The 25,831-nt window shown below is 60.3% G+C and carries 16 protein-coding genes; 12 read left to right on the top strand and 4 right to left on the bottom strand.

The window, feature by feature from the left end; translation table 11 throughout:
* Both VBE63_RS00080 and VBE63_RS00075 read right to left on the bottom strand, forming a co-directional pair.
* Entirely contained in the window at positions 1-1,404 is a 1,404-nt protein-coding gene (locus VBE63_RS00080; protein WP_323680949.1) for an ABC transporter ATP-binding protein, read from the bottom strand.
* Entirely contained in the window at positions 1,394-2,275 is an 882-nt protein-coding gene (locus VBE63_RS00075; protein ID WP_323680948.1) for an ABC transporter permease, read from the bottom strand. The genes VBE63_RS00080 and VBE63_RS00075 overlap by 11 nt, the downstream gene beginning before the upstream one ends.
* A gap of 131 nt (positions 2,276-2,406) precedes the next feature.
* Here VBE63_RS00075 and VBE63_RS00070 point away from each other — a divergent pair, with 131 nt between their 5' ends.
* Genes VBE63_RS00070 through VBE63_RS00060 form a run of 3 tightly spaced genes read left to right on the top strand, consistent with a single transcriptional unit; the run spans position 2,407 to position 6,517 of the window.
* A complete protein-coding gene (locus VBE63_RS00070; protein WP_323680947.1) occupies positions 2,407-4,566 on the top strand; it encodes a glycosyltransferase in 2,160 nt (719 codons plus the stop codon).
* Entirely contained in the window at positions 4,563-5,477 is a 915-nt protein-coding gene (locus VBE63_RS00065) for a glycosyltransferase family 2 protein (protein ID WP_323680946.1), read from the top strand. Before VBE63_RS00070 ends, VBE63_RS00065 begins: the two co-directional genes overlap by 4 nt.
* Positions 5,474-6,517: an NAD-dependent epimerase/dehydratase family protein gene (locus VBE63_RS00060; protein WP_323680945.1), complete on the top strand. Its 1,044-nt coding sequence runs from the start codon at positions 5,474-5,476 to the stop codon at positions 6,515-6,517. The genes VBE63_RS00065 and VBE63_RS00060 overlap by 4 nt, the downstream gene beginning before the upstream one ends.
* Before the next feature lie 28 nt (positions 6,518-6,545).
* Here the strand turns inward: VBE63_RS00060 and VBE63_RS00055 are convergent, their stop codons facing one another.
* Together VBE63_RS00055 and VBE63_RS00050 are read right to left on the bottom strand one after the other, a co-directional pair.
* Positions 6,546-7,526, bottom strand: a complete 981-nt coding sequence (locus VBE63_RS00055; protein WP_323681031.1) for a GDP-mannose 4,6-dehydratase — start codon at positions 7,524-7,526, stop codon at positions 6,546-6,548.
* Positions 7,527-7,548: 22 nt separating this feature from the next.
* Complete coding sequence (locus tag VBE63_RS00050; RefSeq protein WP_323680944.1) at positions 7,549-8,604, bottom strand: acyltransferase; 1,056 nt, start codon at positions 8,602-8,604, stop codon at positions 7,549-7,551.
* 77 nt (positions 8,605-8,681) lie between these two features.
* Here VBE63_RS00050 and VBE63_RS00045 point away from each other — a divergent pair, with 77 nt between their 5' ends.
* The 9 genes from VBE63_RS00045 (at position 8,682) to VBE63_RS00005 (ending at position 25,778) form a co-directional block, all read left to right on the top strand.
* Positions 8,682-9,476, top strand: a complete 795-nt coding sequence (locus VBE63_RS00045; protein WP_323680943.1) for an ABC transporter permease — start codon at positions 8,682-8,684, stop codon at positions 9,474-9,476.
* Positions 9,473-10,684, top strand: coding sequence for an ABC transporter ATP-binding protein (locus VBE63_RS00040; RefSeq protein ID WP_323680942.1), 1,212 nt, complete (start codon positions 9,473-9,475; stop codon positions 10,682-10,684). Before VBE63_RS00045 ends, VBE63_RS00040 begins: the two co-directional genes overlap by 4 nt.
* An 83-nt stretch (positions 10,685-10,767) precedes the next feature.
* Positions 10,768-12,720 carry a class I SAM-dependent methyltransferase gene (locus tag VBE63_RS00035; protein WP_323680941.1) on the top strand — a complete coding sequence of 651 codons (1,953 nt, stop codon included), beginning with the start codon at positions 10,768-10,770 and terminating at the stop codon, positions 12,718-12,720.
* Positions 12,717-15,182, top strand: a complete 2,466-nt coding sequence (locus VBE63_RS00030; protein WP_323680940.1) for a glycosyltransferase — start codon at positions 12,717-12,719, stop codon at positions 15,180-15,182. The genes VBE63_RS00035 and VBE63_RS00030 overlap by 4 nt, the downstream gene beginning before the upstream one ends.
* Positions 15,183-15,366: 184 nt before the next feature.
* Positions 15,367-20,517, top strand: coding sequence for a DUF4214 domain-containing protein (locus VBE63_RS00025; RefSeq protein WP_323680939.1), 5,151 nt, complete (start codon positions 15,367-15,369; stop codon positions 20,515-20,517).
* Positions 20,518-20,706: 189 nt separating this feature from the next.
* A complete protein-coding gene (locus VBE63_RS00020; RefSeq protein WP_323680938.1) occupies positions 20,707-23,676 on the top strand; it encodes a hypothetical protein in 2,970 nt (989 codons plus the stop codon).
* A gap of 116 nt (positions 23,677-23,792) precedes the next feature.
* On the top strand, positions 23,793-24,620 hold the full coding sequence (locus VBE63_RS00015) for a SapC family protein (protein WP_323680937.1): 828 nt from the start codon (positions 23,793-23,795) through the stop codon (positions 24,618-24,620).
* A gap of 49 nt (positions 24,621-24,669) precedes the next feature.
* A complete protein-coding gene (locus VBE63_RS00010; RefSeq protein WP_323680936.1) occupies positions 24,670-24,855 on the top strand; it encodes a hypothetical protein in 186 nt (61 codons plus the stop codon).
* A gap of 122 nt (positions 24,856-24,977) precedes the next feature.
* Positions 24,978-25,778 (top strand): hypothetical protein, encoded by an 801-nt coding sequence (locus VBE63_RS00005; RefSeq protein WP_323680935.1) that lies wholly within the window; start codon positions 24,978-24,980, stop codon positions 25,776-25,778.
* Positions 25,779-25,831: the final 53 nt, after the last annotated feature.

Raw genomic sequence — 25,831 nt, 5'->3', positions numbered from 1 at the left:
TTACCAGATAGCCTTCATCCGCATATCAACGGCGCCACCAAAAAAATACTCATCTGTTTTCATCAGCACTTGGAAAAAGGCAGCTTCGTCGACCCAGTGCAACATACGCTGTTGCGTATAATCGGGCCTTCCTTCATAAGAGACAGAGGCTTGCACCTCATATAAGTTGGTGCCCAATGGACAATGCATGCAGTCGAGTGTGACTTCAAACTGTTCTCCCGCGCAGACAGAGCGATGCCAGAATGTTGGTGTCCCTGCCTGCGTCCTGATGACCTCCATATCCTGGTTTAGTGTTCCCCAGGAATAGATCTTTAGCCCTTCTTTGTTCCGTATGCGAATAGCAACGTTGAGTTTATCGGTGGCAATGGTTGATTCACATAGGACACGGATTCGTAGCCGCTCGCCAGGATAGAAAACGGTACAGGTCTCGTTTTCAGCGTTGAGTGTTTCAACACCAATCACATGAACACCTCCGTCACCAAAGGATAAACCCTGGCTACGGCTCACAACAGCTTCGTTTCGAGCAGTTTGCGCTGTTGTCCCTGTGCCTTCTGGCTTAGACTCAGATGAGTGTTGATTTTGTGCTTTAGGGTTTGGCCGCTGGGTTTTGGTCGCTAACGATGAGAAGTAGGCTGACTCGTCATCGTGTAATTGCTTTCGGTAGGCTAATAGCACCTTCGCTGAGCTATCGACAATGACAGAACGGCCCGTCTGCAGCAGCAGTGCGCGTCGAGTCAGCGATCGGATCGACTCTTGATCATGGGAGACAAATAACAAGGTTAGACCTCGAGCTAACAGCTGCTCTAGCCTCTGAAAACAGCGCTTCTGAAATAAGGCATCGCCGACTGCCAAGGCCTCGTCAACGATAAGGATGTCAGGCTCGACTTGCACTTGGACGGCAAACGCAAGGCGCACAAGCATTCCGCTGGAATACGTCTTGACAGGCTGGTCTAAATAAGTCCCAATATCAGCAAATGCAGCGATATCATCAAAACGTGCGTCGATCTCCTCACGCTCAAGCCCTAGAATTGAACCGTTGAGGTAAACATTTTCACGACCGCTAAATTCAGGATTAAACCCTGAGCCAAGCTCAAGCAGCGCGGCAATACGCCCACGCGTGGCGACACGGCCGGTGGTTGGAGTGAGCGTGCCTGCAATGATCTGAAGCAAGGTGCTCTTGCCGCAGCCATTGCGACCGACGATGCCAAATGATTCGCCGCGTTCAACGCTAAACGAGATGTCTTGGAGTGCCCAGATCTCCTGATAGAGCGCCTGCGGATGGCATCGCTGCAGCAGCGTCAGTCTTGGTAAGAGAAATTGCTTCAGACGGTCTGTCGGCGATGCATAGATTTGATAACGCTTACCGACGTTCTCGACAATAATCGCGGCAGCATTAGAGGACATCGGCAAACCCCTTGCGGGTTTTTTGAAACCAAGCGAACCCAAGTGCCGTGATCATCATCGCCATCGTTAGATGTATACTCCAGGCCAGCCAAGCAATGGGCTCCCCCCACATCAAGATAGCGCGCGCAGTCTCGACTGCAAAGGTCAGGGGGCTGAGCTCAACAATCCTTCGCATTGGCCCTGATAGCATCTCAAGTGGATAAAAGATCGGCGACAGGAACATCATCGCGGCAGTGACGGGTGTGACAACTTGGCTCACATCGCGCAGATAGACCCCAAGCGATGAGAGCAGCCAGGTCAAACCCAGGAGCAGGAAGCAGAGCGGTAGTATCGCGATCGGCAGCCAAACGATCGTGATCGGTGGCAAACCGATCAAGATGAGGTAGAAAAAAAGCCACACCAACAAACTGATAAAGAAATGGAAGAGCGCTGACAGCACATTGACTTGCGCAAAAATCTCAAGCGGGAAAATCACGCGCTTGACGAGATTTGTGTTCGACACGATGATCGTCGGTGCTTTATTAACCGTCTCAGAAAAAAGATTGAACATCAGAAGCCCGGCGAACAATATTAATGCAAATTCACCTGTGCTCTCGCCCATTTTTGGCCATCTTGCGCGAAAAATGACGCCGAAGAAGAAGGTATAGACCATCAACATCAGCGCAGGCGTAAAAAACGACCAGAGTATGCCCAAGGCTGATCCGCGATAGCGCCCGACAACCTCACGTTGTGCGAAACTTTTTATCAATCCGCTATGCGCGATGGTTGAGCGAAGAATCGCCCTTGGCGAAGGGTCCTCGTTGCGCTGTTGTTTGCTGGTTGACCACTCTAGCCTCTGTAAATCAGGCTGCTTTGTAACTTCGGTTATCATGTGAGCAAGGCTTGGCGTTGAGCTGGGTGCATGATGTCATGTGCTGGGCTAAGGGCTAAGGGCTAAGGGCTAAGGGCTAAGGGCTAAGGGCTAAGGGAGGCAGGAACCGCTTGAGGAAAAAGAGAAAATTTATGCGCTCTCTAAAGATGCCGCGATCTCTGATACCGCCAAGCCTAGGCCGTACGCTGGGTTTGTTGCCGCGTATCGCGCGGGTCTTGCAGTCCGAGGGTGCTGCTGTACTCGCGCGCAAGGTTCGTCGCCGGCTGGCCGCGGTGCCGCTGAAGGTTCCGCAGCGGCCAACAGTGTATCGCTTACCACATCCATATCCACCGCTCAAGCTTGCTGCGGCGCCGCAACCCAGGGTCAGCATCGTTGTTCCCCTGAACAACGCGGCCGATGATACCTATCATTGTTTGTTCAGTATTCAGAGGGCGCCTTCAGCGGTCAGTTTTGAGGTCATCGTCGTCGATGATGGCTCGAGTGTGGAAATGACGGCCCTTCTGAAGCAAGCGCCTCATCTTGTTCGTCTTGATGCTGTGGCCAAAACCAATTGGGTTGACGACCTTAACCTGGGGGCAGGCGTTGCAAAGGCGGAATACCTCGTGTTTGTCAATAGCGAGGCACAGGTGCAAGCAGGCTGGCTTGATGCATTGGTGGCTGCGTTTGACAAGGGCGTTACTGTGGGGCTTGTTGGTGGCCAAATCCTGTCTCCAGACGGAAGACTGCAGGAGGCGGGCCGGAGTATCCGCCAAGATGGCTCAATCGATCGCCATGGCTTTCGCGATTTATCCTACCGTCCAGAGTACAGTTACCTGAGAGCGGTCGATTGCGTCTCTGATACCCTCCTCGCCATTCGTCAAGACCTCTTCGTGCGACTGAATGGCTTTGATCAGCGTTTCAGGTCAGCAGACTATGCTAGCGCAGATCTTGCCTTTCGGGCGAGGCAGTTAGGCTTCCGTATCCTTTACCAGCCGGAATGCGTTGTTGTCCGCAACAACAATTCCATCGATAGCGACAGCGAGACGGCAGAAGCTCAATCGGCGACAGAAGCGCAGGGGGACAGATCAGACCAGGCTGACCAGGCGCGGTTCCTCAAACGCTGGAATGCCGAGTTCCCAAGACATGAAGCTCCGGTTATCGACATAGATCATCACCAGGCGTCTAGACAGATCCAGCCTGTCCTGATTATTGATAGCTATCTGTTGATGCCGGATCGCGAATCGGGCTCGCAAAGGATGGTCAACATGATCGAGATCATGCAGCAGTTCGGCTGCAAGGTGACCTTTGCGGCTTCTAATCTTGAGGCCCCACAGCCGTATGTTCGAAATCTGCAACAGAAGGGCGTCGAGGTGCTTTATCGCCCCTGCGTTAAATCAATCAGACGTCATCTCGCAGAATGCGGTGGGCGATACGAAATGATTGTTCTGAGTCGCGCAGATACCGCCTCCCGCTCTATGGCCGACGTGCGGCGATATGCTCCCCAAGCGCGCTGTGTATTTGATACCGTCGATCTACATTTTTTGCGTGAACAACGCTATTCTGACCTCATGAACAATCAGCACGCGCGGAATATTGCAGCTAATCGGCGCCGCGAGGAGTTAAGCTTAATAGAGCAGGCTGATACGACACTTGTCGTCAGCAGTATCGAGCGTGACCTCCTCAAAGAACTCAAGCCAAGCGCAGATATTCGCTTGCTCTCGAATATCCACCAAGTCGAGTCTGATATTCCAGGCGATGCTGATCGATCAGGGGTGATCTTTATCGGTGCATTCGCTCATCCCCCGAATATCGATGCGGTATTATGGTTCTGCCAGGATATTTGGCCCCTGGTGGTCGCTAAGCATGCAACACTCACACTCTCTGTGATTGGAGCAGAACCTCCAAGGAAGATTCGCGCTCTTGCAAGTGAGCGTGTTCACATTCTTGGCCAGGTCGAACAGATCGCGCCTTACTTCAGGGGCGCTAAACTGTCAGTGGCGCCCTTGCGTTATGGAGCTGGGGTTAAGGGTAAGATCAACCAAAGTCTTGCCAATGGTCTTCCGGTTGTGGCAACCACGATGGCTGCTGAAGGGATGTTCCTTGAAGATGGCGCCTCTGCCCTGCTTGCCGATTCTCCGGAGGCATTTGCGCATGCCATCTCGCGTCTCATTGAGGATCAGAACTTATGGCGGATCTTATCTGCAGGTGGACTTGAAGTGACGCGGCGCCACTTTAGCTTTGAGGCGGCGCGGTCCATGCTGGCAACTCTGTTAAGGGTTGAAGATTTGGATACCAAAAACGGGTTGACATGACTGTGCTGACTTCTGTCGTCGTTGTTAATTATAATGCCGGACCACTACTTGCGGACTGTATTGAAGCAGTCTTGGCGTCGACGGTTGCCGTGGAGGTTATTGTCAGTGACAATGGATCAACTGACGACAGCCTAGCGTTGCTCAGTTTACGCTGTGGCAATCATCCCGGTGTTCAAGTCATTCGTCATGGAAAGAACCTGGGCTTCTCGGAAAGCAACAACCGAGCGCTTGCCAAGACCGATTCGACATCCGAATTTGTGTTGTTTCTGAATCCTGATTGCATTGTCGAAGCAGCGACTCTAGAAGGCGTCTTGAAGGTGCTCACCAAGCACCAAGACGGCGGCATGGCTGGATGTGTCATCCGGAATCCTGACGGATCTGAGCAGCATGCTAGTCGGCGTCGGATACCGACTCCCTGGAGCGCATTCGTCGGTGTGCTGCGGTTAGACAAACTCTTAGCTGGCCTTCCAGGGATTAAAGGTCTCAGCGAGATCGATAAACCCTTACCATCGACAGCCATCAAGGTTGAAGCGATCTCTGGATCATTCATGATGGTTCGCCGCAAGGCGTTAAACGACGTCGGGCTTCTTGATAGCAGCTACTTCCTGCACTGCGAGGATCTTGATTGGTTCGTGCGATTTGTCCAGGCCGGCTGGTCTTTGTACTTTGTGCCCTTCGTCTGGGTCACGCATTACAAAGGCGCCTGTAGCCATCGCCGACCTTTTTTCGTCGAGTGGCATAAACATCGAGGCATGGCGCGTTTCTTCTTGCGGTTCCAAGCCCCATCGTTCTCTTTTCCGATACGAATGCTTGTACTGCTGGGCATTTGGCTGCATTTTTTAGCGACGAGTGTGGGTATTCTGTTAGGGCGAATAGGGTTTCGGCGGCGCGTTCGCGCAGGTCAAGCATGATAGAAGAACGAGAGGATTGTTGGCTCAGAGGCCGAGTGGCGCTGATCACTGGCGTGACTGGCGGAATCGGGTCTGTGCTCGCGACAAGGCTGCTTGGGGTTGGTGCCCAGGTACGCGGTCTCACACGGACGCCGGCGCAGGCAAAGTCACTGTTCGGCAACTTGGCGATCGATCTCTGCTATGGGGATCTGCTCAAGCCCGACACACTCACATCAGCCCTCGATGGGGTTGCGGCCGTCTTTCATCTCGCGAGCTATGTGCCACCCCTCTCTTGTGTCGATCGGTATAACGCGCCAGGTCACTGGGCTGTCACGGCGACTGGCACGCAAGCGCTGATCAACGCCATGGCCTCTGCGACCACCGAGCGTCTCGTCTATCTGAGCAGCGTCAAGGCCATGGGCGATACCAGCGGAGCTGCAGCCCCTGCCGACGAAGCAGAGCGCTGCGAACCCCAAACCCTCTACGGGAGGGCAAAGTTGGAGGCGGAGCGCATTGTCTTGGCCGCAGGAGAAGCGCAAGGCCGACAGACCACAGTGCTGCGCATCCCGATGGTGTATGGCATCGATGATACCGGCAACATTCCGCGCATGGTCAGAGCCATTGCCCGTCGACGATTTCCACCTTGGCCGAATCGGCCCAACCGGCGATCAGCGATCCATGTGAACGATGTTGTCAGCGCGCTCCTTTTGTGCCTGAGCTCTACGCAAGCCAATGGAAAGACCTACCTAGCAACCGATGGCAACAGTTACTCAACGCGGTGGATTTACGAAGAGGCCACGCGAGCTTGTGGACGGCAGCCGCCTCCATGGGGCGTTCCGGTATGGCTGCTAGGCGCTGCAGCAGTCTTGGGTACCGGTATCGAAAAGCTCACGCGGCGGGGTATCGGGTTAAATCTGGAGACCCTAGAAAAGCTCAGGTCAGACGCCTGGTATGATGCAAAACGAATCAGCACTGACCTAGGCTTCGCCGCCTCCCATGATCTAGCCGCAGAGATTTCGCGTTTGGTCGCTCGCCTCGAGGATCGTGAAGCATTGGATTGATGCGATGCTAGCCTCTATTCACGGCAAATCAAGCATTCAGCGCTTCCAGCTCGGCCTGGGTCATCTCATGGATCAGCGCCTCAAAACTCACCTCGGGCTCCCAGCCCAACCGAGCGCGCGCCTTAGAAGCATCGCCAACCAGATTGAAGGATTCAGACGGGCGCAGCATGCCCGGATCCGTCTCGACATAGGCTCGCCAGTCAAGGCCAACGGCATGAAACGCCTGCTCCAACACATCCTGAACACTGTGCAGCTGACCCGTGGCAAACACATAATCATCGGCGCTGTCGTGCTGCAGCGACAGCCACATACCGCGCACCGTATCGCGCGCATGCCCCCAGTCGCGCTGGGCAGAGGTATCGCCCAACATTAGCTTGTCTTGCTGCCCGGCTTTGATCGCCGCTGCCGCCCGACAAATCTTGCGCGTCACAAAGCCCTCGCCGCGTCGCGGAGACTCATGATTGTAGAGGATGCCATTGACCGCAAAGAGCCCATGCGCCTGCCGATACACCTTCACCATCTGGGTCGCAAAGGCCTTCGCACAGCCATAGGGATTCACCGGATTGACCGGCGTCGACTCATCTTGAGGCGCCTGCTGCGGGCGCCCAAAGAGCTCTGACGAGGTCGCGTGAAAGAAGCGCGGCGCATCGGGCAGATCGCGCAGGATCTCGAGCAAGCGCAAGGTCCCCATGGCGGTGAATTCACAGGTCGTCTCCGGGATCTCGAAGCTCAGGCCAACGTGGCTCTGCCCGGCAAGGTGATAGACCTCCTGTGGTTTGACCCGGCTCAGCACCCGGCGCAAGGTCGTCGGATCATCGAGATCCGCGTAGTGCAAGAACAGGCGTTGGTTATAGATCTCACGATCATGATAGAGATGCGCCAGCCGACTGCGCTCGAGCGTGCTCGTGCGCCGAACGGCGCCGTGCACCTCGTATCCCTTGGCTAACAGCAGCTCGCTCAGATAAGAGCCGTCCTGTCCTGTAATACCCGTAATAAACGCGATCGACATACGCATGAACCTATTCTGTATCCTAACGCCGCTTGATTGACAAAGTTTGATGGACGAAGTCAACGCCACCGCCACCGCCACCGCGCAACGAGTCAAATCCTCGTAATGCGAGACGGCGCCGCTCGAAAAGCCGCTGCACCTGGCTCAGCAGCAGGCTCAAGCCCAGCACCGCCGCCAGGCTCGCGGGCCAAAACAGCGGGTCATCGACCTCCAGCCACTGCCCCACCCAGAGAAAGACCAGAAAATGCGCGATGAACACCGGATACGCCAGATCCCCCAATAGGCGGTCGAATCCCAAGCGCCGCGGTCGCTTCGCACCCAAGACCAACACCAAGACCGGCACAAACACCAACGCACCAAGCCACTGCTCCTGCGCATAGCCCCGCCCCAGCAGCCCATAGGCCGGTGCCACAACCAAGAACAGGGCCGCCACGGCCGCCCAAAGTAACAGCACCAGCGCGCCTGCGCTGCGCGCCAACAGCAGGCCGAAAATGAAAAACACCAACACCCCTGGCAGATACCGATAGCCGAAGGCATCGGCACCAAAGACCGGCGTATCATAAGCGACTGCCGCCGCCTGCACCCCCAGGCTCAGCAGGCCCAGCACCAGCAGCCAGCCCGGACGCAGCCCAACCAGCAGCGGCACCAGCAGATAAAAATGCAGCTCCGCCGCTAGCGACCAAGCCGGCGGAATCAGCGGATGCGGTAGCAGCGCAGGGATCTCCAACGGGGGGAACACATAGTTAGCCGGCAACAACAGCGTGTTCAGCAGCACGCTCAACAGCCCAGGCTCCTGCGCCAGCAGAGGCAGCCATGGCGGCACCTCCAGCAGCCACAGGCTCACCAGGCTCAGCCCCAGCACCAGCCAATACAACGGCATCAGTCGCAGCAGCCGATCCCGATAAAATCCGCGTATCGGGCGCACCCCATGCGCGCGGAAACGCAGGTAGCTCTTCTGCATCAGATAACCGCTGATGATATAGAAGCACACCACCGCCATCACCCCGACATTGAAGCGCAAGCGAGCGCCGGGAAAGTGCGATAGCATCACCGCCAACGCCAGGCTAAGCCGGATCATTCCAAGCATGTCGAAACAGAAACCTGTCGCCGTGATCGATGATTAAACGCGCCGTACACAGCTCAGTCGCCCTCACCATGCGCTCTTTCGCGCGCGATGCCTGGCGCTACCGCAATTTCATCCTCAGCAGCATCCTGGCCGATGTGCGCCAGCGCTTCGCGCGCAGCCGTATCGGTGGTGCCTGGGTCATCATCCATCCGCTCGCCCAGGTGGCCCTCTTCGCACTCATCCTCTCCAAGATCCTCTCGGCCAAGCTGCCCGGCATCGACAGCCAATTTGCCTATGCGATCTATCTCAGCGCCGGCATCCTCGCCTGGAGCCTGTTCGCCGAGCTGCTCAACAGCGGAGCGACGCTGTTCATCAGCAATGGTGAGCTGCTAAAGAAGATCGCCTTCCCGCGCATCTGCTTGCCCATCATCATGGCCGGCACCGCCCTCGTCAATCATGTCAGCCTGCTGCTCGCCATCCTCATCATCTTCACCCTGCTTGGGCATCTGCCGACTCGCTTGCTGCTGTGGATGCCGTTATTAATCGTCCTCATGACCGGCCTCGGCCTCGGGCTTGGCTTAGTGCTTGGCGTGCTGAACGTCTTCATGCGCGATGTTGGGCAAGTCTTGCAGCTGTTGCTGCAATTCGGCTTTTGGCTCACGCCCATCGTGTACATGCCCGAGATTCTGCCAGACTCGGTGCGCCCCTGGCTGCTGCTCAACCCGGTGCAACCCCTCGTGCGTAGCTACCAAGACGTGCTCTCCTTCCAGCAGCCGCCCGCGCTTGGCGCCCTACTTGCGAGCGCGCTGCTCGCTGGCCTGATGCTGGTGCTCGCGCTATGGCTCTTCCGTCGCGCCGAAGCCGAATTGGTCGACCAGCTATGAACGTGATCGAAGTGCAAGGCCTCGGCAAGGCCTATCGGCGCTACGCCTCGGGCTATCAGCGCCTGCTGAGCTGGTTCGGCGCCAAGGTGCAGCCGGTGGCCGAAGACTGGGTACTCCGCGACATCGACTTCAACCTTGCCCAAGGCGAAACGCTCGGCATCATCGGTCGCAACGGCGCCGGCAAGAGCACCCTACTCAAGCTCATCGTCGGCACCCAGCGCCCCAGCACCGGGCAAGTTCGGCTCCAGGGCAGCATCAGCGCCATCCTCGAGCTCGGCATGGGCTTCAATCCCGAGCGTAGCGGCCTGGATAATGCCCGCCACGCTCTCGGCCTCATGGGGCACGACAGCGCCGCTAGCGCATGCCTGTTACCCGCGATCGAGGCCTTCGCCGAGATTGGTGAGCACTTTACCCAACCCATGCGCACTTACTCCAGCGGCATGCAGATGCGCGTGGCCTTTGCCGTCGCCTCCGCGCAAGCGCCAGACCTGCTGGTGGTCGACGAGGCCCTGGCCGTTGGCGACGCCTACTTCCAATACAAATGTTTCCAGCGCATGCGCCAGCTGCGCGAGGGCGGCACCGCCATCCTCTTCGTCTCGCACGACAGCGGCAGCGTGCTCAGCCTCTGTGACCGGGCCCTGCTGCTCGACGCCGGGCGCCTTATCAGCCAAGGCGACCCGCGCAGCGTGCTCGATCACTACAACAGCCTGCTCGCCGGCCAGGAAACCCAGCGTGCCGACCATCAGGCGAGCCAAGGCGTCTCACGCTATGGCAACGGCCGCGCCCGTCTCGATTCTGTCACCATTGGCACTGAGGCCGGCCCTCAAGACACCTTCCTGGTCAACCAGCCCTGCTGCATCCGGGTCAACGTCCAGGCCCATGAATGCCTGCCTGAGCTCACCATTGGCTTCAGCATCCGCGACCGCTTCGGCCAAGTCATCCACGGCACCAACACCCACCACCTGCGCTTCCCCTTGCGCGAGCTGCCCGCCGGCACGCAGCACCGGGTTCAATTCAACATCGCCCGGCTCGCCCTCGGCCCCGGCGACTACCATATCAGCGTCGCCCTGCACACCGGCGTCGAGCACAGTACCGAAAACTTTGACTGGTGGGACGCAGCAGCCACCTTCACCGTCATTGCCTTATCCGAACACACATTTGGTGGTATAGTCGCGCTCGATGTTGAAGCCCAGCGGCTTGTGCCCTAGTAGGCGCAGGTGCACTCGCTCAGGAAGAACGCCACGCTTGCATGCCCCCAGTCGAATCTCCTGATGCGTCCGCGGTCACGTCCGTGTCGCAACCCCCAATCGCGTCGTCGCCGCCACAACAGCCAGCGAGACCCCAACGGCTGGACTGGATAGGACCGCCCAGCCCCTGCGCGCCCGAAGACCTGCTCGGCCCCGCCTTCGCGCTTCGCCTGCAGTGTTTTCCAGACTGGAGCCGCTATCTCGATCACCTGGCCAGCCGCCCCTTCGCCACTGCCCTGATCCTAGCCGCTCCACCGCCGCCCGAGGCCCATGCCTTCCTCGACTGGTTTGCCCAGCGCGGTGTGCTGCTTGGCACCACCAGCCCGGTGCTGCGCGCCGAGCCGCCGGAAGCCGCCTGGCTCAGGTTGGTACGCCTGCTCGTCACCGACGCAGAACCGGTCGGCGCGCTAGCGTTGCCTCGCGGCAGCTACCTGGCCTGCATCGGCGGTGGCGTCGCGCCCCGGCTGCCAGAACAGTGCCACGCCGAGGCCTATGCTGATCTCAGCCCCGTCTTACGGCAGCACAGACTGCGAGTCAGCGCCCAGCAGACCATCGACCACCTCAGCGCGCCTCCTGTCATGTCGGATTCGTCTCGCCACCCTCTCGCACAGCAAGGGGCCGTTTCGGCGCCCCCCCTGCCGGCTGCCACCCCAAGCGTCAGCATTGCGATACCGCGCCCCAGTCCGCGCCGACGTGTCGGCCGGCTGCTGCGCTCGCTCGCCGCCAGGCCCGGGATTGGGCCGATTCTGCGCTGGGGCTGGGCCTTCCTCAGGAGTGGCGATACCCGGCAACTGGTCGCCGTGCTCGAGCGGCAACAAAACCATCACCAGCACGAATACCAAGCCCTGCTCGAGCGCTTACAGCAGCAAACCGCGCAACTACAGCGGCTGCAGACCGATCAGCAACAGCACCAGCAAGCCCTGAGCGAGCGCCAGCAACAGCAGGCTGAGCAACTGCAACAGCAGCAGGCGGCGCAACAGCAGCAGGTTATGCAGCTAGAGCAGCTTCAAGCCGAGCAACAACAGCATCAGCACAGCCTGAGCGAGCAACTGCGCCAGCAGGGCGAGCAACTGCACCAGCACAGCGAGCAACTGCACCAGCAGGGCGAGCAACAGCGCCAGCAGGGCGAGCAACTGCACCAGCAGGGTGAGCAACTGCGCCAGCAAGCCGCGTATCTGCAAGACCAGCGAGCCGATCTACAGGCCTATCACCAGCACGCCAACGAACAGATCGCCCCGCTGCGCGACGCGCTCAGCCAACTGCACCTCCCCAGCGGCCAACTGCCGGCACTGCATGTCCAGCCCATGGCAGACCTACTGCGCAACGCGCGCGAGGGCATTGCCCGCGAGAACAACCCAGCCCTGTTCGCAGAGATTGATGAAGCCAACCTGCGACAGCTCTACCTCGGCGAGCTCGCAGGACCCGAGCGTCATGCCAACCTACGCGCGCAATACCAGGCCTATCGCCCCCACCTGCTGCCCGCCCAGGGGCCGGTGCTTGATGTCGGCTGCGGCATGGGCGACTGGCTCAGCTACCTCGCCGAGCAAGGCGAGCGCGCGCTCGGCATCGACAACAACCCCTACGAGGTCGAACGCTGCCGCCAACGCGGCCTGCTCGCCGAATGCGCCGATGGCCTCGACTGGCTCGCCACCCAGTCCAACACCTACGCCCTGATCACGCTCATGCAGGTCATCGAGCACATCCCGCGCGCTCAGCTCGACCCCCTGCTCGCGGCCCTCGCCAAGGCCCTCCGCCCCGGCGGTCGGCTGCTGCTGGAAACCCTCAATCCCGCGCATCCACTGGCACTCAGCCTGTTCTACAATGACCCCACCCACCAGCGCCCGTTGCCGGTGGAATACCTGAGCTTCCTAGCCCAGATGGCTGGCCTCGTCCCAGAACAGGTGCTCTATACCTACCCGGTTGAAGTCGTGGCGAGCGCGCAATCATTGCAGAGTCCCCATTACATCAACTACGGCCTCCTGCTGCGAAAGCCTTGAACACACTCGCCATCGACCTGCAGGCCTGCCAATCGCCAGGTTCCGCGCAGCGCGGCATTGGCCGCTACGTGTGGAACCTGTGCGAGGCCCTCTGGCCCTTATTGCGCCCACGCACAGCGCTCGTGCTGCTGGCCAGTGGCCAATACCCGCTGCCGCGCCGCGGCTGGGTGCACCAGGCGCTTGAGCAAGACGGTGCCGAGCTGCGCCTGCTGCAAGACCTTGAGCCCGGCGACACGCGCGCCGCGCGCCAGCGCAACGCCCTGCGCTACGGCGCCATGCTCGAGGGCTGCGACGCCGTCTTCATTGCCAGCCCGTTCGAGGAAGACCCCGGCGTCGCCGTGCCTGACAGCCGCGACGCCCTCGCCGGCCGGCGCTTGATCACCCTCCTCTTCGACCTCATTCCCTATCGCTTTGCCGAGCGCTACCTGGCTGACCCGGCCACCTCATTGCGCTATCACGCCCGGCTGCAGCTGCTGCGCGAGTCCGACCAGGTACTCGCCATCTCCGAGGCCAGCCGCCAGGATGCCATCAACTGGCTTGATCTCGTCCCCGCGCGCGTGCATACCATTTTTGGTGCCGTCAGCCCCGAGTTTCATCCGCTGACCGCCACCGAGACCGACGACGCCGACCGCACCCAAGCCGAGCATGGGCTCAGCCGACCTTTCCTCCTTTACACCGGCGGCGACGACTGGCGCAAAAACCTCGACGGTCTCATCGCCGCCTATGCCGCAATCGCCCCGGAGCTGCGCCAACGTCATCAGCTCGCCATCGTCTGTCGCCTCACCCCGGCGGCGCGCACGCGCTACCAAGCCGAAGTCCGCCGTGCCGGCCTCGGCGACGACGAGGTACGATTGACCGGCTACATCTCCGACGCCCAACTGCGCCACCTCTGCGCGCGCTGCCAGGCGCTGGTCTTTCCATCGCACTACGAAGGCTTTGGCCTGCCCATCGCCGAGGCCATGGTCTGTGGTCGCCCAGCCATCGCCGCCGACAACTCCAGCCTCATCGAACTCGTCACTGACCCCGCTGCCCGCTTCGACGCTAGCGACAGCGCCGCCATGGCACGCGTCATGACGCGCCTGCTCACCGACCACGCCTGGCGCGAGGCGCTCACCGCCCAGGCCCAGGCCCGCGCCCCGGAGCTGCGCTGGTCGGCAGTGGCCGAGCGCGCCCATGCCGTGCTCGCGCCCGCATTGGCCACCGCCAGCGCACAGCAGCACTTGCCCGGCAGGCACCGGCGCCGCGCGCCCAAACCGCGCCTGGTCTTCTTCGCGCCCATCCCGCCCCAGGCCAGCGGCATCGCCGACTACAGCGCCCACCTCGCGCTGCAGCTCGCGCGCCACTTCCGCATCACCTGGGTCATCGACGGCCAGATCCGTGACATCCCGCCGCGGCTGGCGCACGTCTGTGAGCTGGTGCCGGCTGAAGCCTTCCAGCCCCAGGCCGACGCCCGCGTGCTCTACCAGCTCGGCAACTCCGAATTCCACCTCTACCAACTGCCCTGGCTGGCGCGCTACCCCGGCACCGTCACCCTGCACGAGATCCAGCTCGATGGCCTTGCCTGGCTGGCGCAGGAACAGCTACCAGGGGGTATCGCGGGACTGCTGCGCCCTGAGGCCGCGGCCCGCCTCAATGCCGTGCTCAAGCGTGCCCCCCAGCCCGCGCTGCGCAGCGCCCTGCTGGCGGACGCCCTGCTCTGGCACATCGCCACCCATAGCCAGCGTTGCGTGGTCCATTCTCGCCATGCTCAGGACTTGCTGCGACAGGCCCTGTCGCAGAACCCGCCGCCGCTGCTCTACCTTCCGCACGGCGCCCGCAGCCCGAAAGCACCGGCCAGCGCCGACGAGCGCGCCCAGCTGCGCGCGCGCTGGACGCTGCCCGAAGACGCCTTCATCATCGGCACCTATGGCATCCTGGCCCCCTCCAAAGGCATTGGCCTGTTGGTTGACGCCCTCGTGACGCTGCCTGCCGACGCACGCCAGGGGCTACTGCTGCTCTTCGCCGGCGCCGCGCTCGACCAGGCCTGGCTCAAACGTCAATGCAACCGCCTGCGAGATGCCGGCATTGCCTACAAACACAGCGGCGCCCTGCCCGATGAAGCCTTCGATCAACAGATGCGCCTCGCCGATCTCGGCGTCTCGCTGCGCCTGCACAGCCGCGGCGAATCCAGCGGCGCGCTGCTGCAGCAGCTCAGCAACGGCCTACCGACGCTGGTGAACAGCATCGGCAGCTTCGCCGAGTTTCCGGGCGCAGCGCTCGCCCAAGTGCCGGTCAACAACGCCCAGGCCCTCGCCGCCGAGCTGATGCGGTTACGTGCCGACCCCCAAGCGCGTACCCGACTAGCTGACGCAGCAGCGCGACTGTTGCGCTCGCGCAACTGGGCGCGCATCGCCAGGCTCTACGCGCGACGTGGTATGGAAGCCGAGCGACAAACGCCTTTCAGTGTAAGGGTGCACACTTGAGCGCCACCTTTAACGTCTTTTTGAAAGCCTCTGTTGGTATAAATGACGCGGCTTGTTTTTTCGTGACACACGCGCTAAGCTCCCGACTGCCGCCCCTACGCAACAAGCTGGAACTTGTCACCTTCAGCCTGTTATCCTTGCACCGTTACTGAATTTCGACCCCCTCCCGATTTAGGAGATCAGCATGGCCACAACACCAGAACTCATTACCTCCCTCTACGTCTCGATGTTCAACCGCGCCCCAGATCAGGACGGGTTCAACTTTTGGTTGAACCAGGCCCAGCTCTCGGGCTTGAACGACTTTGAACTGATGGACCAGATGGCGGCCGGTTTCTCCCAGCATCCCGCGTTCGATGCCATCTACGGCGACGTCGACAACGCCGGCTTTGTTGAAGCGTTGTACCTGAACATTGGCGGCAACCCAGGTGATGCCGATGGTCAGCAGTTCTGGGTTGACAGGCTGAACGCCGGCGAGGCGCGCTCCGTGGTCGTCGCCGAGTTCACCTACGGCGTGCTCACCGCCGACATCACTGCAGAAAACTTCCCCGGCCTCTCCGCGGAAGAGCTGGCCGCCGCCCAGCTGCGTCAAGATCAACTACAGAACCGCGTCGACGTCTCCCAGTTCTATGTCGTGCAGATGGGCGCGCAGTCGAATCTGAGCCCGGGCACCGACCCGATGGATCTCGACTCGCTGATGCAGGATCTCGGCTACGTCTCCAGCATCGCGATCCTCAACGACTTGGGCGCTGACACGGCCGTGCGCGACGAGCGCCTGGACTTCCTGGCCACCAACCCAACGCCAACCGAGGTCATCGAGACCTTCGATCCGGGCATCCTGCCGCCGGGACCGACGCCAGAGCCGGGCGACACCATCATGCTCACGCCCGATGCTGACCGTGGCGCAGACTTTGTGGGCACCGCAGACGAAGACACCTTCGACGCCCCGATCAGCACCATCCAGTTCCTCAATGGCAACACCCTCAACACCGGGGACGTGCTGGACGGCAATGGCGGCAACAACACCCTGCAAGCCGAGCTGATCAACGACGGCTTCGTCACCGGCATTGGCGCCGTGCGTCCAACCACCACGCGCATCCAGGATGTCAAAATCACGGCCTTGCAGACGACGGGATTCAATACCGTCACCCTGGATGCCGCAGACATGGTCGATATCAACAATATCGGCTCGTTCCGCAGCAACGCCTCGCTGACCATCCAAGATCTCACCACCCTGACCAACCAGGGCATCGCGCGCAACACCGACGCGATCACCATCTGGATGGATCACACCCAGAACGTCAATACAGGCAGCGGCCCCTCGGACCTGAGTGTCTACTTTGACGAGAACTACCTGCTCGCCGGCCGAGCCGCCGAGGGCCGCGTGTTCTTCTGGCTGCTCGATCAGGACGCCGATCTCGTGGGCGATCCGCTGCTGACCAACAACAATGTTGACGGCATTCGCTTCTCGATCGCCGGTGGGCCGGAAATCGCGCTCTTCGATCCAGCAGCACTGGAGGCCGACACGCACCCTCAGTTCGTCGCTGCGCTGCAGCCGGCGCTGCGGGAACTCATTAGCAACGGAACGCTCCCGGCAGGCACAACCCTGACGCTCGATACAGAGAACACGCGCACCACCTTCTTGGACAATGGTCAGCGTTCCTCCGAGGTTCCATCCATCGTACTCACCACCGGTGATGGATCTCCGGTCGAGCCGGTTGGTTTTCGCTTTAACGAGGACGAAACGGGCGACTTCAACATCTGGGCCCGTTCAGGGTCGGACTTCGAGGTCGAAGACCAACTGGTCACCAGCAACATCGAACTCCACAAGGTCGGTCGCGGCAGTGAAGGCGGTGATCTCATCGTTGGCGGCAAGTCCGGCAGCCAGTTCTCCGATGGCGTCGAAGTCTTCAACGTCCGCGTCCATGGCGACGACAGCAAGCCGAGCAACCTGGCAACGCTGCGGACCACCAATAACGATCTGGAGCAGATCCATATCTCGACCCATCCGGACTATGTGGATGGTGACAGCCACGCCAGTCTGACGGTGCGCGGCACTCCCGCCACCCTCATCAACCCAGCGGTTAGTCCCTTCGGTCAGCCCAGCCTGGAGATGGTTAACGCCAACGAGTTCCTCGGCGATCTGAGCCTGGGTTCGCGTGTTGCCGTTCAAAACCTCACCACCCTGAACGCCACCGGTGGCGGTGATGTCGATTTTACTGGCGACATTGTCAATCTGGGCAATCCTTCATACCAAGACTACAGCTACATCAACGACAAGCACTACAGCTACACCACTGGCAGTGGCGATGACGTTGTTACCGTGCGCGTGGACCCAGAGGTCTCCGCCTCTAGCCAGTCTTCGCTCACCGTGCGTACCGGCGGCGGAGATGACGTGGTTGATGTCCAACATTCGCTCGCCCCAAGCGTCTCGCAGCCGTCCAACCACTTCAACCTGATGAACATCGACATCGATGCCAGCAGTGGTGACAACGTGGTGAACGTCGCCGGCTATGGCGCAACCGATGTCACCACCGGCGCTGGCAACGACCTCATCAGCACCGATTGGGACTGGCTCGACCAAGCGCCAGCAACCGCGGTGACGGTGGCAACGCAACTGCAAAACGGTGGCGCCACCGCCTCCTGGCTGGTCAATGCCGTCACCAGCGCCTCGGGGCCGGTCGGCAATGGCAACACGCAATACAAGATGTTCCAGACCACGGTCGTGGTCGAATATCAGGGTATTCGTTCCGGCCCTGTCCAGATCGACTATACCGACTACGTCACCTCGGCCGAAAGCATCAACCAAGCCGTCATGCAGGCCATTGAAGACGACCCGCGCCTGTCCAAGCTGCTAGATGTCAGCGAGGTGCGTGATTATGGGCTGATGATCGAGTCGCAAGTCGCGCGGGCGCTCAATCCTGGCGACCTCAACATCGACTTCATCGCGCCCAAGTATGCCGAGGAGATCAACGGCAGCAACTTCACCAACAACCGCTACAACACCGACGACATCCGCTTCGACAGCCGCGGCCAGGTGACCGAGACCGACCTCGAAGCGGCTTGGCAGGCCTGGTACCCCAACTCCGAAGGCATTGGCCAAGGCAGTGGCACCGGTATCTATGCGGGTGTCGCCAACGCACAAGCCATGTTCAACGCGATGTGGAATTCGGTTGAAGACAACAACCTGGACCTGCTCGATGGCCAGCTGCCGCCTTATCAGGTCGCGAACGTCAGAACCGGCATCAACAGCAACACCCTGACCCAGAACGTCATCGACGCCGGGGCGGGAACGGACGTGATTGCCCTGAGCAGCAACACCGGTGGCAGCTTCGATACCGTAGTGCTCAATGACAATTTCGGCCACAACGTCATCATGAACTTCAACACCGGTGCCGTCGCTGGCGTCGCCGACGCGTTGGATTTCCGAGGCTATCTTGACCCCATCGCCGATGGCCGCGGTGCGTCCGTCAATAACGATCGCACCCTCGACCGCGTGCAGCAGCAGGCGCAGTACAGTTTCAGTGGGCTGGTCAACAACGCCGTCGACCACAACAGCGTGGTGGCAGTCAATCTCTCGGCTGTCTGGACTGAGCTGACCGCGAATGCCGACGACCGCCCGCTGCGCTTCGAGGACGTAACCGCCGCCATGGTGCAGCGCGCCCTGCAGGAGCAGGGTCAAAACCTGGTCAACACCGGCACGGTCAACAACAACGACCAGATGGAAGGCAGCCAGTTCGTGATCATGCTGATCAAGGATCGCGAGATCATCCTGAACGGCCAGGACAACCGCTCGCAGTTGGCCCCTCTGAGTCTCAACGACGATAACGCCAAGATCTTCTCCGGCACCATCAGCGATTGGGATGCGGATGACAACGAGTGGACCTACAGCCTGACCGAGCGGGGCACCCTGGAGTTTGGTCGCATGTTCAGCAGCTTGACCAGCATCACCGCTGCCAGCATCACCGGCACCGCAGCCGCCGACGCCAAGGAGGTGGCGGTTGCCGAGTACCTGCGTGATGTCGCCGATGCCCAAGATCCAGTCGGGGCATTGACTGTTGCCGAGGCACAAGCCGCGCTCGACGGTGAGGATCCGCCGGCTACCTGGCAGATTCGGGACACCGCCGAGAACATCCTCGCGGCAAGCCAGATGCTCGTCATCACCGGCGCCAACCTGGTCTCGCTGAGCCAAGCAACCACCGTTGCCTTGGCTGGCCAGATGCGCGGCCTGGACAACTTCAGTGACCTCTATGACCTAGAGGATAGCTGGAGCAACCTCGGCGACGAAGACAACAGCGCGATCGTTGATGAGGCGAGGACGCTGACCCTGAACGCCCCCCCGGAAGGCACCGATCTGGGCGAACTGACCCCGTACCAGATCACTGTCATCGAACGCGCCCAGAACGGGGCTCAGTTCGAGTGGCAGCCGGAGCAGCCAGACGTCAATGTGTTCACCGTGCAGGAGGCGATAGACGCGGTAGAGCTGCCCGCTGAGTACAGCATCGAAGACACCGCTGAGAACATCCTCGGCAACGTCGGAACGGTTGATGATGTGGTCACCGCAGCGGCTGCAGTCGAATTGTTCGACACGGAGCTGGTGACGGTCCAGGAAGCCCGTGACCTGCTTGCGTTGAGGGATCAGGATGTGAACTTCGTCGGTCAGTACAGCCTCGAGGATGAATGGGCTGTGCTCTCCGCTCCGGCCAACGCCGACATCGTTGATGGAGCAGAGGCGCGTCAACCGTTGACCCTGACCGATGCCGTGGGTTCGACCATTGCATACACACCAAGCCAGCAAGGGCTTGTCGATCGTGTGGAGCTTGCGCAGCCTGGTGTCTTCAACTTTGAGGAACTCGAAGAACCGGTGGATACGCGCGTCACCGAGGTGATGGACGGTGTCTGGGTGGATGGCACCATTGACTTCGATCCAGAAGATGCGGATCAAATCCGTCTGGATAACGACGTCGACTACGTCACCTTCGATGTCAACGTCGAGCCACTTGGCCCGGGTGAAGGCAGCATGTACGCGGTGACTGGCCTGATCACCAACTTCACGGCTGGAGCGATGGGTGCGGTTGGCGATATTCTGAATCTGGAAGACCTGGATCTCGGAGGAGGGATTCAGCTCACCATTGACCCGGTCAGCTCCGGATTCACGCCAGACGAAGCAACCCCGGATGTCGGTGATTTGGACATCTTCTTGAAGCTCGGTGCGAACGATGTTCCATTCGCCCTCTTTTCGTTGGCAGACGTCGATGCCGCCGCGCTGGGCTTGGATACCACGGACGGGGCGAGCTTGGTCAACTCCTTGGAAGCGGCTGAGTGGTTGGTGCTCTAATCCGCGTCCGGGGCGCTAACGGCCTCTGATACACCAAGGTCCGCCCACTGGCGGCCTTGGTGTTCGCGATTGCGGATGCAACCTTCCCTCCTCCGGCTCTCAACTTGACTAACGATCATTCCGAATTCGATGACGCCAGGCTAGCGCGACCACGCTTCCACAACTCTGTCAATGCTCTTGGAGACCATCATGGCGACTGAAAACGCGACCCTTTTTGTCAACACATTCATGCAGGCCTTGGCCGACGGCTATCACGGCGCTCCGGTTGTTCTGAATCCACAGTTACAAGCGGTGTTTGCGCGTGTGCTGAGCCGTCAGGTCAGCTTTGATGAGAACGACCAGGCGGAGACGACTCCGGCCTTCAACAACTTAGCGCCCATCTTTACCTTTATCCTAAGTCCAGTCGGGGAACGTCCCCTCGCCCCGACCGGGGCGAATGGGTATACCCCGGCTCAGCTCGATGCGGCCAGAGACGAGGCCCAGGCTGCAGTCGCCCCGCCCGGCGTGACCCTCACGCTCACTCCAGGTACCGACTTCGTCGGCCCTGAAGAGCCGGCTGATCCCTCGGCCTTTGACGGAGAAATCTTCCTCAGCACCGATGAGAACAACACCATTGAGGGCGAAGTGTCCGCAAGCTCCGCCGACCGCACACTGAACACGACCGACCAGATCGACGGCGGTGGTGGCGAAAACACCCTCGATGTCACCATGAACGCCTCCTTCGCCGGCTTCAACGGTGACGGCGGTCTGACCAATGTCCAGACGGTCAACCTCACCAACTCCGGTTCGTCGGTCCGCAACTTCAACGCCACCGGCGTCGAGGGCGTGCAGACCTACAACCTGAGCGGTCCGCTGAGCCTCAGCGAGCTGGCCAGCCTGGCCCCCATGATCAACCTCGCTGATCGCGCCAGCGGGACCGCCACCCTGACCTTCCAGGCAGGGGTAACCACGCCGGGTGGTAGTACCCTCAACCTTGGCTTCGAGAACCTGGGGTCGAGCAACAATGACGTGACCGTGACGGCGGACGATGCAAACGACAGCATCGAAAACCTCACCGCGATGGTGACCGGCGACAACTGGGTAGCGTTGGATAATAACGGCTACGAAACCATCACCACCTCGGGCGAGGGCAATCTGGCGCTGGACGCCACGGCGTTAGTGGGTAATGTGGTGTCCAGTGTCGACGCCAGCGCCCAGACCGGAAACTTCGGGCTCATGATTGATAGCGGTTCCTTAGTCAGTGCCGCCGAGATCAGGGGCGGAACCGAGGGCGCCAATTCGCTCACCTTGGATGGCGTCAGCGCGACCACAACCACCTATCAGATGAGCGGCATCCAGACGCTACGTCTTCAGGGCAATAGCGACGCGCTGGTCTTCTCGGGCATCAACGTCACCGGGCTGACCAATATCGAGTTGGCGGACGATTTTGTAGGTGCCGCCGTGGCGAACAACCTCGGCAACGTCAACCTTGGTGTCACCCTCGAAGGTGAAAATACCAATGGCGGCTCCCTAGCGGTCGGCAACAGCGCTGAGACCAGGGCGTCGGTCGAGGCAGACGCCGGTGCCACCGAGCTGCAAGACAACAACACCGGCATTACCGCCGATCAGGCCGCAGCGCTGACGCTCGAAGTCTCCGAGATGTCGAGCTATCAAGGCGCTGTCAGCGCTGACAACGCGACCTCGTTCGAGATCATCGCCGACGGTCAGGTTACCTTATCTACCGTCGCTCTAGGCACGAATGCCTTGGACGCGGTGATGACGTTCAACCATGCAACTGAGGACAGTGACCTCAACCTGACCGCAGCCGATTTGGACTCGCTGACTGTAGCAACCGAGTCAGATCTGAATCTAACAGGGAGCACCTTGACGGCCCTCACCGATCTTGAGGTCACCACTGACGGAACCTTCACCGGGGTCGATCTGGCCGCCGCGCAGAACATCACCCTGGACGGCTCTGGTCAGGTCGTGCTCGGCAACTTGGGCGGTGGAGCCAAGACCACTGGTCTCACCTTTGCCGCCGATGGACTGACCGGCACAACGGCGGTTCCCTCGGCCTTGAACGTGGGCACGATTACGGACAACAAGAGCGCCAATACCAGCATCACGCTGACCGATATCACCGGTGATGTGACGCTAGGCGCCATCGAAACCCGTGACCTCACCTTGAATGCTGCGGTCGACGCAGGGACGCTCACAATAGGTGTGATTACCAATGCCCGCCACGTAAATGTCACTGCGTCCGTGACTGGAGATGAGACCGAAGCACTGACGATCGGCGCGATGGCAAGCGCGGATGGTGATCTACGCGATGTCAGCGTCGATCTGAGCGGAACCTCGCTGCGCGATGGCACGGACTTCGGCACGGTGACCGTCAGCCCAATCGGAGCGACCAACGCAGCCCGCAACGTCACCATCGACGTCAGCGCTGTCGAAGGTGACGTGACCACGCTTGCTGCGGACGCCACCGACGACGTCACCATCGATGCCTCTGGACTCGTTCAGGCGACCGGCACGGGGCTAACGATCACAGTAGGTGCTAATACGTCCTCGGAAACGGCGACGATCACCGGTGCGAACGGCAGCGAAAACACCATCGATGTCACCGTCACGGACGAGGCGACAGTCAACGGCGGCGGTCAGTCTGATACCATCACGGTAACGGGTGATGCAGCAGATGGCAGCACGGCGACCTTCAACATCGATCTGGTGGGTGGCGCGAGCGGTAACACGATCACCTTCGATACTATAACGAACGGTAAGGTCCGCGGCCTCATCGACGGCTTCGTCGTCGGTCGTGACACGCAAACGACGGCTGATTTCACTTGGGATGACGTCAGTACACGTCTCACCAATGATGGCGGCACTGATCTGACCGACGCTCGGACTGAGATCGTGAGCTGGCTCTCGAGCGCGGGTGTCACTGCGTCGGGTACGCAGATCACCAATGTCTTTGAATTGTCTACCGACAATGGCGCTACCGTCGAAGGCTATCTGTTCCAGTTTGGAGGCAGCACACACATCATCACCGATGCGAATAGCATATTTGGTAATGCAGATGGTGCTGACGACGCCTTTGGCGATGGTGACTACTTCCTCACCCTCACTGGCGTAACCGGCATCACGGACCAGAGCACCGCCGAGAGCGTGTTCGGCATCTGACCCTCATCGGCAGGCCAACGCGCGGCCTGTCACGCAACCCGCGTAAGCCTTGCCCCTCGGGGCAAGGCTTTTTTCGTGCAGGCATCCATCCTGCACCTGCCAGAGGAGCCCCTAGCATGTCTGACAGCCCATCCCACTGGGTGCCGCTCAACGCCGACACCCACGCCCAGCTCGCCGTGCGCCATGCGCGCGACTACCGCTTCGCCGCCGAGCGCCAACGGGTGCCGATCAGCGCCAGCGAACTGGCGCGCGCCGCTCAGCTGGCCCCGATCGCCTTCGTGGCCGACAACGCACAGTGGAGCGCCGCCCTGCTGCTCGGGCTCGACGCCCGCCAGAACCTCTTCGTCGATCCCGCCTCAGGGCGCTGGCTGGCCGACTACATCCCCGCCGACCTCCGCGCTCATCCCTTCAGCCTGCGCGCCGCCAAGGCCGAGCAAGCCACCCTTTACGTACTGGAGGCCGATCCGCACCTGGTCGACGCCCGCACCACCGACCCGCAGCAGGCCGCGCGCCTGTTCGACGACCAAGGCCAGCCGACCGCCGCGCTGACCAGTCTGCTCGACTTCTTCAAGGCCCAGTACGGCAGCAAGCAGCAGCTGCAGCGCCAGCTTGCCGCCCTCGACGAGCGTGGCCTGCTGGTGCCCTGGGAACTGCGCGTCGAGCGCGTCGGCCAAGCCCCGGCCGTGCGCCTGACCGGGCTCCACAAGGTCGATGAGGCCACCGTCAACGCCCTTGACGACAGCGCCTACCTGGAGCTTCGCGCCCTCGGCGTGCTGCCTCTGCTCCATGCGCACTGGCTCTCGCTCGGCCTGGTGCGCCGCCTGCGCCAGCTCGACTTGCTGCGCACCACGCCTGATCCGTCCACCGCGCCCGCGCTGGAGCCCTTCTTGGAGAACGACGACAGCGGCTTGATCTTTGATTTTGGCGATACGCCCAAGCATTGAGACATGGCCTGGAACGGCGGTAAGAGAAAACAAATGAGGCCTGGCTCAAATGATTGATCAACAGTCAGGCATAGGTGTCGCAGTGGGACGTAGCACAGGCGACAATAAGCTCTATGTGTTCAATTTTTCTGACACGAAAGTTGGTGACGCTAAATCCGGTATGGGCATTGTTGGAACCATGACCCTGGCGACGGTTGGAGCAAGCTTCTTAGATACCGACCTCAACATTTTCTAACAACGGACAACTTTGCTGACTACTTCTTGCGGTCAGCAGGTCAAACCAGTGTTGAATTTAAAGGGGGCTTCGGGTCCATTTTTGCGTGTTTCGATTCAAGGTACTGAGGAGAAAGAAATGCAATGATGGCGTTGGATGATCAAGACCGTTATGTTGCGTTCTGCGATATTCTCGGCTTTTCTTCCCTAGTGCGCGCTAATCAACACTTAAAACTCGTGCGCATTTACCAGAGGGCCTTTACCCAGAGCGCGGAATTGTCACTCAGCTTTGGAGCGACCCGACAGGTGGTCGATCAAAATGACCAAGGGGTTGCGGTGGCCGATTTCAACCAGGCGCGGGTACATTCCTTGTTGGTCTCCGACACGGTGCTGCTCTGGACGGACAACGATTCAATGAAGTCCTTCGTCGATCTGGTGGCGACCACGCGCAATCTGCTGGTGTCCTGTCTCTTTGCCGGTTTACCGCTGCGCGGGGCCATTGCGCATGGGCCGTTCTCGAGTTTTCAATCGGCGCTGGGTGGGGTCCAATCCAATGGAATGCTGACCTTTCTTGGCCGGGGATTGGTCGATGCGCATGCGCTGGAAAAGCAGCAGGCATGGTCGGGGGCGGTGGTTGCGAAAGAATGCGTGGGTCACTACCAGGCTTTGACCCAGAGCTATGCTGGTCAGATACCGGATCTGGCCGATATCGAGTATCTGGTGGCACAACGACTCTTGGCCGAGTATCCGGTGCCGATGAAGGCCGGCTCCAGTTGCGCGCATCTTGCGCTGAACTGGCCTTATGCCAACCGTTGGCGCCCGACTGCCGAATTGGTGCGTAACGCATTCGCACAACATGGTAAGGCTGTCGGAGCCCCTGCTGTCCAATGCAAAATCGAGCAGACGATCAAGTTTTTACAAGCAGTATGCCCGTCCTCACGCTGAAGACCGAAGCCCAGCGTTGGGGTGTATGCGGTGTTGATTTGTTGCAGCCTAGG

Source organism: Lamprobacter sp., from assembly GCF_034860625.1.
Classification (GTDB): domain Bacteria; phylum Pseudomonadota; class Gammaproteobacteria; order Chromatiales; family Chromatiaceae; genus Lamprobacter.
This window is presented reverse-complemented; position numbering and strand designations above follow the sequence as displayed.